Origin of the sequence: Vibrio ostreae (assembly GCF_019226825.1) — a bacterium.
Lineage (GTDB): Bacteria > Pseudomonadota > Gammaproteobacteria > Enterobacterales > Vibrionaceae > Vibrio > Vibrio ostreae.
Genome location: NZ_CP076643.1, coordinates 1,042,207 through 1,054,723 on the forward strand (window position 1 = coordinate 1,042,207; position 12,517 = coordinate 1,054,723).

A 12,517-nucleotide genomic window follows, 5' to 3' on the forward strand; every position below is an offset into this window, starting at 1 on the left:
TCATATGATGGAAACGAGCAATGTTAAAGCAATATTTACAACAAGCGACATCTCCGAATGGACGTGCACGGTGGTCTGCCATTGAAAACACCGTTGAACTCACCAATTTAATTCCGCCTACCGTCAGTTACGAAAGTGGCGGGCATACGCTTATTCTTGGTCCAAGCAGCCTTATCGAACGGGCGGCGCTGCAATTATCGCAAATGGCGTCTGTCACTCTGTTGTCTGTGGACGGAGAGCCTTCCGAGAGTCATCATCTCTATTATGCAGACAGTGTTGAAATCAGTGGATTTCTCGGTGCATTCAGTGTTTCGGTCGAAAATCGCGGTCAGGAAATTAATTTGGCTCAGGCCGCAATCTCGCAGGACTGTTTTGATATCGTGCTGGATATGTCTCTGAATGGCGTTATGACTGAAGAAGTGCCTGTTCCCGGATATTTTCCGGTCGGGCGCGGACATCCCAAGTTGTCTGATGCGTTAGAAGAGATCCCTGACCTCATGGGAACCTTCGACAAACCGAAGTATTTCCGTCTCGATACCGATTTATGTGCTCACTCTTCACGAGGTGTGAAAGGCTGCGAACGTTGTGTTGATGCTTGCCCGGCGGGTGCATTGTCCAGTGAAGGCAGTGACAAAACGGGTCATCGGATTCAGATTAATCCGTATTTATGTCAGGGCATAGGAACATGTGCGACATCTTGTCCCACTGAAGCGATTCATTATGCATTGCCTAACCCGACTGACACACAAAAATTCATTGAGCGTCTGCTACGTAACTATGCGCAAGCCGGTGGTGAACAGGCTGTCATTCTGATCTGCAGCTCACGTCATGAGCAATATAACCTGATGGCGCTGCAGGCGCTGCCGGATAACGTGATTCCGGTCACTGTGGAAGAGCTGCCTTCAGTGGGCATGGACTCGTGGTTTGCGGCTTTGGTTAATGGTGCGACTCAAGTGCTGTTTGCAGCCAGTCGTCATATGCCACCTACGGTGATGCGTATCCTTAATCAGGAAGTCACGATGGCGCAGACATTCCTGAATCAGCTCGGTATTGATAAAGAGACCGTTGATATTCTTTTTCTCGAATCGCTGCGAGACGGTACACCGACCCTGTGTACGGAGCCACTCGGACTTCATCTGGGTGAACTGGAAGGCAATAAGCGTCAACGACTGTATCAGGCGCTTGACGCTCTGGCGGAGCACAAACAGATCGAGCCCGCTATTCAACCTTTGCCTGCGACCGCGGCCTACGGCGCGATTGAATGCTCTACTCAGGATTGTACCTTGTGTATGAGTTGTGTCGCGGTTTGTCCGACTCGCGCTCTTCATCATGAAGGCGATATGCCATCACTCAAATTCGTCGAGCAAGATTGTGTGCAATGTGGCTTGTGTGTCAAAGCCTGTCCTGAAAGCGCGCTGACCTCATCCTCACGCATCAATTGGGACAAACAACAACGCCAGGCCGTCGTCACACTGCATCAGGAAGAGCCTGCCCATTGTCTGCGCTGTCAGAAACCATTCGCGCCACAATCGATGATCACCATGCTGCAAGATAAGTTACGCGGTCACTCACATTTCTCTGATCAGACTTCGCTGAATCGTATCGCGATGTGTGAAGACTGTCGTGTTGTGGACGTGTTTGAGTCCATGGCTAACGATCCGGAAAAACAGCTCAATTACTAGGGAAGGAAAACATAATGCCAAGTGATCAGGCCATTCAATTTGATCCTGCACAACACCTTGAACAAACCGAACAGGGTGATGATGCATTGCGTTGCGACATTTATCTTTTGCTGGCGACTCTGTTGCGCGATGTGCCCTCAGCGCCATTAATTGAGTTTCTGACTGATCTGCAAAGCGAAGAGAATGCCACGCCGATGGCGAAGGCATGGCAGTCACTGTCCGCTGCCGCTCGCGCGGTAAAACGTCCGGATCTGGAACAAGAATACCAACAACTGTTTATCGGCATCGGGCGCGGTGAAGTCGTCCCTTTTGCTTCCTGGCATTTAACCGGTTCTCTGATGGAGAAACCGCTGGCCGACATTCGTTTCCACCTCAGTCAAATCGGCCTGGAGCGTGATGAAGCGGTAAAAGAGCCGGAAGATCATATCGCAGCCCTGTGCGAAACCATGGCGTATCTGATCGAAAGCCGGGACATGGTGCAAAAAGCCTTTTTCAACCGTCACATTGCGACCTGGTACAACAAGCTGGTGGATCAAATGAATCAGGCCGAGCACGCCCAGTTTTATCGCGCTGTGGCCGAGTTGCTGGGCGCGTTTTTGACTCTGGAAAATGTCAGCCTGACCCAGGCGCCATCCAGTCGCAAGAATACACACAAAATTGAGGTGAAAAACCTCACCGATAAAGCTGAACAGCAATCTTAACCGATCAGCACAGGCTCCAATCATGCGGGTAACAGCAAGAACGGATAAAGGAAGCAATGATGAAAAAAGAACAAAAAGACATCAACCAAAGCAGGCGTGACCTGCTGAAAGGGTTGGGAACTGCAGCGGTCGCGGGTGCGGTCGTTACGGGCGTTTCTCAGCAAGCCATCGCCAGTGAAACACCGGTGCAGGCAAATAAGAATGAACTGAAGAAAGGGTATCACGAAACCCAGCACATTCGTGATTACTACGACACGCTATAGGAGCGCAGCGATGAGATTAACCAAACGTTCAGACAGCACGAGCAAAAACAGCAACCCGCTTGGGATCAGTCGCCGTGCGTTTATGAAAAAATACTTCGCTGGCTGCTGGTGGCGCCGCTGTCGGTGCATCACTGTTTGCGCCGGGAATGCTGAAAAAAGCCCAGGCCGCAGACGTTGATCACAATGCGAAAACAGAAGTGAAGCGCACCATCTGTTCCCACTGTTCGGTCGGATGCGGTATTTATGCCGAAGTACAGAATGGCGTGTGGACCGGTCAGGAGCCAGCGTTTGATCATCCGTTTAACGCCGGTGGCCACTGTGCAAAAGGGGCGGCACTGCGTGAACATGGTCACGGTGAGCGCCGTCTCAAATACCCGATGAAACTGGAAGGTGGTCAGTGGAAAAAGATCTCCTGGGATCAGGCGATCAACGAAATCGGTGACGAAGCACTGCGTATTCGTCAGGAGTCAGGTCCGGACTCAGTCTATTGGCTGGGCAGTGCCAAACACAGCAACGAACAGGCCTACCTGTTCCGCAAACTGGCATCGCTGTGGGGAACCAACAACGTCGACCACCAGGCACGTATCTGTCACTCAACAACCGTCGCCGGGGTAGCGAATACCTGGGGTTACGGAGCCATGACCAACTCCTTTAACGACATGCATAATTGTAAGTCGATCCTGTTTATTGGTTCCAACCCGGCCGAAGCTCACCCGGTTGCGATGCAACATATCCTGATCGCCAAAGAGAAGAACAGCTGTAAGATTGTTGTCGCAGACCCGCGTCGCACCCGTACAGCGGCCAAAGCGGACTATTACATTTCACTACGCCCGGGAACTGACGTTGCTTTTATCTGGGGTATTTTGTGGCATGTGTTCAAAAACAACTGGGAAGATAAAGAGTTTATCCGTCAGCGTGTGTTCGGTATGGATGAAATTCGCACCGAAGTGGCGAAATGGAACCCGCAGGAAGTCGAACGTGTTACGGGTCTGACTGAAGCCGAAGTATACAAAACGGCCAAAATTTTGTCGGAGAACCGTCCTGGTTGCGTGGTTTGGTGTATGGGCGGAACTCAGCACACCACGGGTAACAACAACACTCGCGCTTATTGTGTATTGGAACTGGCGTTGGGCAACCTGGGTAAATCCGGTGGCGGTGCCAACATTTTCCGTGGTCACGACAACGTGCAGGGCGCAACCGATCTGGGTGTACTGTCGCACACATTGCCGGGTTACTACGGTCTGGCGGATGGTTCATGGAAACACTGGTGTGGCGTTTGGGATGTGGATTTTGAGTGGGTGCAAAACCGCTTTGATCAGAACGAATACCGTGGTCAGAAACCCATCAATAACATGGGTATTCCTGTCTCACGCTGGATCGATGGTGTGCTGGAAGACAAAAAGAACATTGAACAGCGCGATAACATCCGTGCCATGTTCTATTGGGGTCATGCGGTGAACTCGCAAACCCGCGGCGTCGAAATGAAAAAGGCGATGCAGAAGCTGGATATGATGGTGATTGTTGACCCGTATCCGACCGTTGCCGCCGTCATGAGCGAACGTACCGACGGTGTGTATCTGCTGCCGGCCACTACTCAGTTTGAAACTTACGGCAGTGTGACGGCTTCCAACCGCTCGCTGCAATGGCGTGATCAGGTGATTGAGCCGCTGTTTGACTCCAAACCAGACCATGAAATCATGTATCTGATGGCGAAAAAACTCGGTATCGATGAGCAGTTGTGTAAGCACATCCGGGTTGAGAACAACCAACCCGTTATTGAAGACATTACCCGTGAGTTTAACCGTGGCATGTGGACCATTGGTTACACCGGCCAAAGCCCTGAGCGCCTTAAAGCTCACCAGCAAAACTGGCATACCTTCCACAAAACCAGTCTGGAAGCGGAAGGCGGCCCGGTCAACGGAGAAACCTATGGTCTGCCTTGGCCATGTTGGGGTACACCGGAAATGAAACACCCTGGCACCCATATTTTGTACGACACGTCGAAAACAGTCGCACAAGGTGGCGGTACGTTCCGTGCCCGTTATGGTGTTGAGTTTGAAGGTAAAAACCTGCTGGCAGAAGACAGCTTCTCGAAAGGCAGTGAAATTGAGGACGGTTATCCGGAGTTCAGTGATAAATTGCTGAAACATCTGGGGTGGTGGGACGATTTGACTCCGGAAGAAAAAGCGGCGGCCGAAGGTAAAAACTGGAAAACCGATATGTCCGGCGGCATTCAGCGCGTTGCGATTAAGCATGGCTGTATTCCGTTTGGTAATGCCAAAGCTCGAGCCATTGTCTGGACCTTCCCGGATCGCGTGCCGCTGCACCGTGAGCCTCTGTACACGCCGCGTCGTGACCTGATAGCTGATTATCCGACCTGGGATGACGCGGAGTCTATCTACCGTCTGCCGACCCTGTATAAATCGATTCAGGACAAAGATGTTTCACAAGAGTATCCGATTATCCTCACCTCTGGCCGCCTGGTTGAATACGAAGGCGGGGGCGATGAAACCCGCTCCAACCCTTGGCTAGCCGAGTTGCAACAGGAGATGTTTGTTGAAGTGCACCCGAAAGATGCCAACGATCTTGGCTTTAAAGACGGTGAATACGTTTGGGTAGAAGGCGCTGAGAAAGGCCGTATTCATGTAAAAGCCATGGTGACACGCCGCGTGAAACCGGGCATGGCGTTTATTCCGTTCCACTTTGGCGGCATCTTCTCAGGTGAAGATTTGCGCGATAAGTATCCGGAAGGCACTCAGCCTTACGTTGTTGGTGATTCTGCAAATATCGCCACCACTTACGGTTACGATCCAACCACCCAAATGCAGGAAACCAAAGTCACTCTGTGTAACATCCGTAAGGCGTAAGGAGCTCAATCATGGCAAGAATGAAATTTATGTGTGACACCAAGCGCTGTATCGAATGTAACGGCTGTGTCACGGCATGTAAAAATGAAAACGACGACGCGTTAGAGTGGGGGATTCAGCGCCGCCGCGTTGTTACTCTCAACGATGGTGAACCGGGCGAAAACTCAATCTCTGTTGCCTGTATGCACTGTACCGATGCGCCGTGTATGGCAGTATGTCCGGCAGACTGCTTCGTGCATACGGAAGATGGCATTGTGCTGCACAACAAAGATCTGTGTATCGGCTGCGGTTACTGCCTGTTTGCCTGTCCGTTTGGTGCGCCGCAGTTCCCTAAAAACTCAGCGTTCGGCGAGCGTGGCAAAATGGACAAATGTACCTTCTGTGCCGGTGGTCCGGAGACAGAACCCGGTTCTGAGGAAGAGCGCAAGAAATACGGTGCAAACCGCATTGCCGAAGGCAAGTTGCCGATGTGTGCTTCACTGTGTTCAACCAAAGCTCTGATGGCCGGCGATGCCGAAACCGTTTCTGACATTTTCCGTCAGCGTGTGGTTGAGCGTGGCGCAAAAGGCGCGGGTTGGAGCGATGGAGAAGATCTGTCTTACGACGCAACAAGGAGTTAATGGTGATGCGACATTTGATGACGCGCGCCATGCATTTTGTGCTGCCTTTGCTGACAGCACTGATGTTTTTTGCTGTTCAGCCTTCGTTTGCTGAGCAGCAAAGCAAACCTGATGTGGCGCAAAGAGAGTTCACGCAACTGGCCGGCGCAGATTACTGGCGTCAGATCCGTAATGGTGAAGCGGGCTATACCACTTCGCAAGGCCCGGAACACGGCGTGTTGATCAGTGCTCCCGGAGAAGCCTGGTACATACTGAAAGAGAAGTGGATGTCACCGGCGGGTGCGATTGCGATCTTTGGCAGTATCGCGATGGTCATCCTGGCCTACGTGCTGATGGGGCCAATCATGCTGAGTAAGCCTCGTACCGGGCGTAAAATTAAACGCTGGTCGCGGCTGGATCGTGCGATGCACTGGAGCATGGCGTTTACTTTTCTGACTCTGGCGTTCAGCGGACTGACTTTAGTCTACGGTAAACATTTTTTAAAACCTTATGTGCCGTCTGAAGTGTGGGGCTTTATTGTTTATTCCGCGAAGCAGTACCACAACTATATGGGGCCGCTTTTCTTCCTGCTGCTGTTATGTATGTTGTTCAAATGGTGGAAGAAATCCCTGTTTGATAAAGTGGACTTGCAATGGTTTATGAAGTTCGGCGGTATGTTTGGCAAGCATAAAGGCACGCATCCTTCCGCCGGCTTCTCTAACGGCGGTGAAAAAATCGTCTACTGGATGCTGATTTTCGTCGGCGCGTTTGTCGCAGCGAGTGGTCTGATCCTTGATTTCCCTATTTTCGGCCAGACCCGACGTGATATGGAGCTTTCTAATCTGGTGCATATGATTTCTGCACTGGTGCTGATTTGCGGATTCATTTTCCATATCTACATCGGTTTGTTTGGTATGGAAGGGGCGTTGGAAGGCATGGTGACCGGTAAAGTCGATGAAACCTGGGCTAAAGAGCATCATGACTTGTGGTATGAAGAGATGAAAGAGCAGGGACAGATTGAACCTGCGGAAACCTCTGTCAACGCATCAACGGTTGATAAGGAGCCAAAGCATGAGACCCGCTAGCCAGAATAATTCGGTGTGGTTTGTTTATATTGCCAGCCTGCTGACCCCCTTTACCTGTCTGCTTTCAGGTGTTATCGGGATTATTTACGCGGGCTATCGCCTGGACAAGAATGAAGATGGTGACGTGGCGAATTCACATTACTATGGCCTGATTCGTACCTTCTTCTTGTTTTTGACCTTCTTTGTGGTACTGATTGTCTCGGTGGCGACCACCAATGGACTAATTATGGGGGTTCACCGATATTGGTACGCCCACAGCTGGCTGACGACAGTCGGGTCATTAATCCCATATTTAGGTGCTTTAATCGCCTTATTTGCGATTACGATTTGGGTGGTACGTATGTTCCAGGGCATGCAGCAGCTCAAAAGTAACATTCCTCACAAGCCGTCTAAAGGGCCAAACCTGTAAGGTATGCTTACATCCCAGTCAAACACCCGGCCTTGTCCGGGTGTTTTTTTACCCAGCTGCGATATCTGTTGCTCAAAATGACATGGCTCGTAAGTGGCAGCCATTTAGCAAACAAGCCAGGTTATTAACTTTACTGCTACATATTTGTGCGCTCGAAATTGGTGCCAGAGATCCAATATGGTGCATTTAAGCGACGATAATTAAGTGGCAACGCGATATTCGTGCCACTGACTTATACATTTAAAGCATTATAAAACAATGAATTATCATGTGATTTATGATTATTAACTGAATTGTTTATAGTTGGAACACATTTTGCTCCATGTAACGAAAATTATAATTCGCTCACCAAAATGGTGAGATAAAAATTGAGTAGCACTTGTTTTGTGCGCGTTTATTTTTGCTATGGAGTATTACGAGAATGAATGAAACAGTAAGTCAGGTACATGGTGCCGTACAAACCCTGACCCAAAGTTCAGATACCTTATTTCTACTGCTTGGCGCCATTATGGTGTTTTTGATGCATGCAGGTTTTGCATTTCTGGAAGTAGGGACCGTACGTAAAAAGAACCAGGTCAATGCACTGGTCAAGATTCTGGCCGATTTTGGCATTTCGACCGTCGCCTATTTTTTCATCGGTTACTGGATCGCTTATGGAGCTAACTTCTTTGCTGACGCAGAAACACTGGCTCAGGGGAATGGCTACGAACTGGTGAAGTTCTTCTTTCTGCTGACTTTTGCGGCGGCGATTCCGGCTATCGTCTCTGGCGGTATTGCCGAAAGAGCACGTTTTTATCCGATTTTGCTGGCAACCTTTTTTACCGTCGGTCTGGTTTACCCGTTTTTCGAAGGCATTATCTGGAATGGCAACTATGGTATCCAGGACTGGTTTGCAACCAGTATGGGGGCAGGGTTCCACGATTTTGCCGGCTCGGTTGTGGTTCACGGTGTTGGCGGCTGGATTGCATTGGTTGCGGTGATCTTCCTGGGCATGCGCAAGGGGCGTATCCGCGCGGGTAAACACACTAACTTTGCGCCCTCTAATATTCCTTTCCTGGCGTTGGGTGCCTGGATTTTGTGTGTTGGCTGGTTTGGCTTTAACGTGATGTCAGCACAAACACTCAATGGGATCAGTGGCCTGGTTGCGATGAACTCGCTGATGGCAATGGTCGGCGGTATTCTGGCAGCTCTGATCGCAGGCAAAAATGACCCGGGCTTTATCCACAACGGTCCGTTAGCCGGTCTGGTTGCGGTGTGCGCCGGTTCTGATCTGATGCATCCACTGGGCGCTCTGGTAACGGGCCTCGTTGCTGGTGCACTGTTTGTATGGCTCTTTACTTACATACAGAATAAAACCAGGATCGATGACGTACTGGGCGTGTGGCCGCTGCATGGTGTGTGCGGTGCCTGGGGTGGCATTGCTGCGGGTATCTTTGGCCAGCAAGCGCTTGGTGGCCTGGGCGGCGTGAGTCTTTCCGTTCAGGTGATGGGGACGTTAATGGGCATTGCGGTTGCACTGATCGGTGCGTTTGCGGTGTACGGTACTCTGAATGCTGTGATGGGCTTACGCCTGTCTGAAGAAGATGAATTCAATGGCGCAGACCTGGCTATTCACAAGATCTCATCGATTAACGAAGAGTAAACGGGAATAGATGATAGAGTCAGTGACAAAGTGCTGTTATGACAAGATAAACGATAAAGAGCAGGCATAGCCTGCTCTTTATCGTTTAAGGCACGTTGACAGTCACAGAACAGACGAGGGCCACGATAAATTCCGACTATGGTCTAATCCGCAACTCTAGGGTTGTCGGTGTATCGGTGCTAAGCTAGCAGAAAAGTAAAATAAAAGGATGTTGTATGAATTTTCCGTATCGCAACGTTGTCATTCTGACTGGCGCTGGTATCTCGGCAGAATCGGGTATTCAAACTTTTCGTGCTCAGGATGGATTGTGGGAAGACCACCGCATCGAGGATGTCGCCACGCCGGAAGGCTTTGAGCGAAACCCGGAGCTGGTCCAGGATTTCTATAACCAACGCCGGCGTAAGCTGCAATCCGCAACTATCGAGCCCAATGCTGCCCATATCGCCCTTGGCCGTCTGGAAAAAGAGCTGGACGGCAAAGTGACCGTCATCACTCAGAATATCGACAATCTGCATGAGCGGGGCGGCAGCGAACATGTGATCCACATGCACGGTGAACTACTTAAAGCACGCTGTGCGGTGACCAATCAGGTGATCGAACAGAAAGACGACCTCGTCAGTGGCGACTTATGCCATTGCTGCCAGATCCCGTCTCAGTTACGTCCTCATATTGTCTGGTTTGGCGAGATGCCACTGCGTATGGGTGAAATCTATGAGGCGTTAGAACAAGCCGATCTGTTTATTTCGATTGGCACATCGGGCGTCGTCTATCCTGCAGCCGGTTTCGTACATGATGCGAAAATGCACGGTGCACATACAATTGAAATTAACCTGGAACCCAGCGCGGTTGAAACGGAATTTGCTGAGAAACGCTACGGTAAAGCCAGTGTTGAGGTACCACGTTTGGTGGATGAACTGCTTGCCCTGCAGGCGCCCGATTGCAAGCACGCCTGATAAGAGCATCGGGTGACAGATGTAAAAAAGCGGCTCAATCGAGCCGCTTTTGTTTGATAAGCATGGACTGTCTGACGTGGTCAGACACATCGAAAAGGATCAGTTATTTACTTTTAGCTTCTGGAAGTACTCTTCGTACAGCGCAGCCGCTTCACCAACTTCGTCTTGCCATTCACCACTTTCCATGACCGATTGTGGCGGGAAGATGTTCGGGTCGTTAGCAAACTCTTTTGGCAGCAGTGGGTAAGCCGCTTTTACCGGCGTCGGATAACCAATTTCCATTGCAATTTTCGCGGCATTATCCGGGCGAAGCAGGAAGTCGATCATCTTATGAGCGGCCTCAAGGTTTTTAGCACCGGATGGGATAGCCAGGCTGTCCATCCAGAAAATTGCCCCTTTTTCCGGCCAAATGATTTCAATCGGTGCGCCTTCTTCGCGAGCCATGTACGCAGAACCATTCCACAGCATACCCAGCGACACTTCGCCCGCCAGATAAGGGTTAGCCGGGAAATCTGAGTTAAATACCAATACGTTCGGCATCAGCTTCTGCAATTCGTGGAACGCCGCTTCAATCTCTTTTGGATTGGTGGTATTCGGTGAATAGCCCAACTTACTCAATGCGATGTGGAAAACTTCACGTGAATCGTCCATCATCATCAACTGGCCTTCCCACTTGCTATCCCACAGATCGCCCCAGTTTTTCACTGAAGATTTATCGAGCATATCGGTGTTAATACCGATACCGGTCGCGCCCCAGATATACGGAATAGAGTAGTGGTTATCCGGATCGAAAGATTTGTTCAGATAGTTAGGATCCAGGTCTGCAAAATGACTCAGTTTGGAGTGGTCGATCTCCTGCAGCATCCCTTCTTTACGCATTTTTGAAACAAAATAGGTCGAAGGTACTACCAGATCGTAACCCTCGCCCTGAGTTTTCAACTTAGCGTACATGCTTTCGTTGGACTCGTAGGTCGAGTAGATTACTTTAATACCGGTTTCCTTAGTGAAGTCTTCCAGAACTTCATTAGGAATATATTCAGACCAGTTGTAGAAATACAGTTCTTGGTCTTCAGCCATCACGTTACTTGTGAATAGAGTCGCAGCACATAAAGCGCCAGCATACAGTTTACTTTTCATGAGATTTCCATGTTTGCTGTAAGAGCCTAGCCAGGCAAGAGCATGTTTATGCATAAGCGACGATTATAACAGCTCAAACAAAAATAGGCAGCTTAAGCTGCCTATTTCATTCATTTTATTGGGATTATTGACCCGCTTTAAGCTTCATGAAGTAATCTTCATAACGTACAGTTTTGTCGCCAACAGCAGCTTGCCATTCAACACGGTCCAGATCTTCCTGAGACGGGAACAGGGGTGCGATGTCTTTAAACTTGTCGTTTGATGCTTTCACGCCAGTCAGGTAACCAGTGTCGCGAGAAATCTGCTCCGCGATTTCCGGACGCAGCAGGAAGTCGATCATCTTATGCGCGGCGTCGACGTTTTTCGCACCTGATGCGATAGCAAAGTTATCTACCCAACCAATACCGCCTTCTTTAGGGAATACCAGTTTAAGTGGCAGACCTTCTTTTTGCGCTGCCGCTGCAGAACCGTTCCACAGCATACCCAGACCTACTTCACCAGACAGGTAAGGTGCTGCCGGGTTGTCTGAGTTGAATACCAATACGTTTGGCATCAGCTTCTGTAGCTCAGCGTATGCTTCATCAATCTGCTTGTCGTCAGTGGTGTTACCAGAGTAACCCAGTTTACGCAGCGCGATGTGGAACACCTCACGGGTGTCATCCATCAGCATCAGTTGGCCAGCCAATTCAGGCTTCCACAGATCGCCCCAGCTTTGGAAATCATTCGGATCGTACATATCTGTATTGACAGCAAGGCCCGTAATTGCCACTACGTGCGGAATCGAGTAATCGTTGTTTGGATCATAAGGTTTGTTCAGATAGTTTGGATCCAGGTTACCCAGATTCGACAGTTTGGACTTGTCGATTTTCTGCAACATGCCTTCATCACGCATTTTAGATACGAAATAAGTTGATGGAACAACCAGGTCGTAACCTTCATTGTGTGTTTTCAGCTTGGCGTACAAAGTTTCATTTGACTCATACGTTGAGTAGATCACTTTGATGCCGGTTTCTTTTGTAAATTGTTCCAGAATACCGCTGTTGATGTACGGTCCCCAGTTCATAAATACCAGTTCATTGTCTTCTGCCGCGACATTTGTTGAGATCAGCGACAGCGCACACATACTACCTGCCAAAAGAGTAGTCCATTTTTTCATTGACGTTAGCTCCAAACCAGACG

The 12,517-nt window shown here is 49.8% G+C and carries 10 protein-coding genes and 1 pseudogene; 9 read left to right on the top strand and 2 right to left on the bottom strand.

Features of this window, described 5'->3' with window-relative positions:
* Positions 1 to 20 precede the first annotated feature (20 nt).
* The 9 genes and pseudogenes from KNV97_RS10855 (at position 21) to cobB (ending at position 10,201) form a co-directional block, all read left to right on the top strand.
* Complete coding sequence (locus KNV97_RS10855) at positions 21 to 1,682, top strand: 4Fe-4S binding protein (RefSeq protein WP_218563092.1); 1,662 nt, start codon at positions 21 to 23, stop codon at positions 1,680 to 1,682.
* Positions 1,683 to 1,696: 14 nt separating this feature from the next.
* On the top strand, positions 1,697 to 2,383 hold the full coding sequence (locus KNV97_RS10860; protein WP_218563093.1) for a TorD/DmsD family molecular chaperone: 687 nt from the start codon (positions 1,697 to 1,699) through the stop codon (positions 2,381 to 2,383).
* 59 nt (positions 2,384 to 2,442) lie between these two features.
* On the top strand, positions 2,443 to 2,646 hold the full coding sequence (locus KNV97_RS10865) for a twin-arginine translocation signal domain-containing protein (RefSeq protein WP_136486664.1): 204 nt from the start codon (positions 2,443 to 2,445) through the stop codon (positions 2,644 to 2,646).
* A 10-nt stretch (positions 2,647 to 2,656) separates the two neighbouring features.
* A pseudogene (locus KNV97_RS10870) lies at positions 2,657 to 5,513 on the top strand (formate dehydrogenase subunit alpha).
* A gap of 11 nt (positions 5,514 to 5,524) precedes the next feature.
* A complete protein-coding gene (gene fdh3B, locus KNV97_RS10875; RefSeq protein ID WP_218563094.1) occupies positions 5,525 to 6,133 on the top strand; it encodes a formate dehydrogenase FDH3 subunit beta in 609 nt (202 codons plus the stop codon).
* Between the two features lie 5 nt (positions 6,134 to 6,138).
* The gene (locus tag KNV97_RS10880; RefSeq protein ID WP_136486425.1) at positions 6,139 to 7,197 is read left to right on the top strand and encodes a formate dehydrogenase subunit gamma; all 1,059 of its coding nucleotides are present in this window, start codon (positions 6,139 to 6,141) and stop codon (positions 7,195 to 7,197) included.
* Positions 7,184 to 7,606 (top strand): hypothetical protein, encoded by a 423-nt coding sequence (locus KNV97_RS10885; RefSeq protein WP_136486427.1) that lies wholly within the window; start codon positions 7,184 to 7,186, stop codon positions 7,604 to 7,606. The genes KNV97_RS10880 and KNV97_RS10885 overlap by 14 nt, the downstream gene beginning before the upstream one ends.
* A 421-nt stretch (positions 7,607 to 8,027) precedes the next feature.
* On the top strand, positions 8,028 to 9,248 hold the full coding sequence (locus KNV97_RS10890) for an ammonium transporter (RefSeq protein WP_136486430.1): 1,221 nt from the start codon (positions 8,028 to 8,030) through the stop codon (positions 9,246 to 9,248).
* 215 nt (positions 9,249 to 9,463) lie between these two features.
* Positions 9,464 to 10,201, top strand: a complete 738-nt coding sequence (cobB, locus tag KNV97_RS10895; protein WP_136486432.1) for a Sir2 family NAD+-dependent deacetylase — start codon at positions 9,464 to 9,466, stop codon at positions 10,199 to 10,201.
* A gap of 99 nt (positions 10,202 to 10,300) precedes the next feature.
* Here the strand turns inward: cobB and KNV97_RS10900 are convergent, their stop codons facing one another.
* Complete coding sequence (locus KNV97_RS10900; RefSeq protein ID WP_136486434.1) at positions 10,301 to 11,338, bottom strand: extracellular solute-binding protein; 1,038 nt, start codon at positions 11,336 to 11,338, stop codon at positions 10,301 to 10,303.
* Positions 11,339 to 11,462: 124 nt separating this feature from the next.
* A complete protein-coding gene (locus KNV97_RS10905; protein WP_136486436.1) occupies positions 11,463 to 12,494 on the bottom strand; it encodes an extracellular solute-binding protein in 1,032 nt (343 codons plus the stop codon).
* Positions 12,495 to 12,517 lie beyond the last annotated feature (23 nt).

What these genes read in the sequence shown, in the direction of transcription:
- KNV97_RS10860 (WP_218563093.1), top strand. Translation starts at nt 1,697, where the DNA reads ATGCCAAGTGATCAGGCCATTCAATTTGATCCTGCACAACACCTTGAA.
- fdh3B (WP_218563094.1), top strand. Translation starts at nt 5,525, where the DNA reads ATGGCAAGAATGAAATTTATGTGTGACACCAAGCGCTGTATCGAATGT.
- KNV97_RS10890 (WP_136486430.1), top strand. Translation starts at nt 8,028, where the DNA reads ATGAATGAAACAGTAAGTCAGGTACATGGTGCCGTACAAACCCTGACC.
- KNV97_RS10855 (WP_218563092.1), top strand. Translation starts at nt 21, where the DNA reads ATGTTAAAGCAATATTTACAACAAGCGACATCTCCGAATGGACGTGCA.
- KNV97_RS10905 (WP_136486436.1), bottom strand. Translation starts at nt 12,494, where the DNA reads ATGAAAAAATGGACTACTCTTTTGGCAGGTAGTATGTGTGCGCTGTCG.
- KNV97_RS10865 (WP_136486664.1), top strand. Translation starts at nt 2,443, where the DNA reads ATGAAAAAAGAACAAAAAGACATCAACCAAAGCAGGCGTGACCTGCTG.
- KNV97_RS10885 (WP_136486427.1), top strand. Translation starts at nt 7,184, where the DNA reads ATGAGACCCGCTAGCCAGAATAATTCGGTGTGGTTTGTTTATATTGCC.
- KNV97_RS10900 (WP_136486434.1), bottom strand. Translation starts at nt 11,338, where the DNA reads ATGAAAAGTAAACTGTATGCTGGCGCTTTATGTGCTGCGACTCTATTC.
- KNV97_RS10880 (WP_136486425.1), top strand. Translation starts at nt 6,139, where the DNA reads ATGCGACATTTGATGACGCGCGCCATGCATTTTGTGCTGCCTTTGCTG.
- cobB (WP_136486432.1), top strand. Translation starts at nt 9,464, where the DNA reads ATGAATTTTCCGTATCGCAACGTTGTCATTCTGACTGGCGCTGGTATC.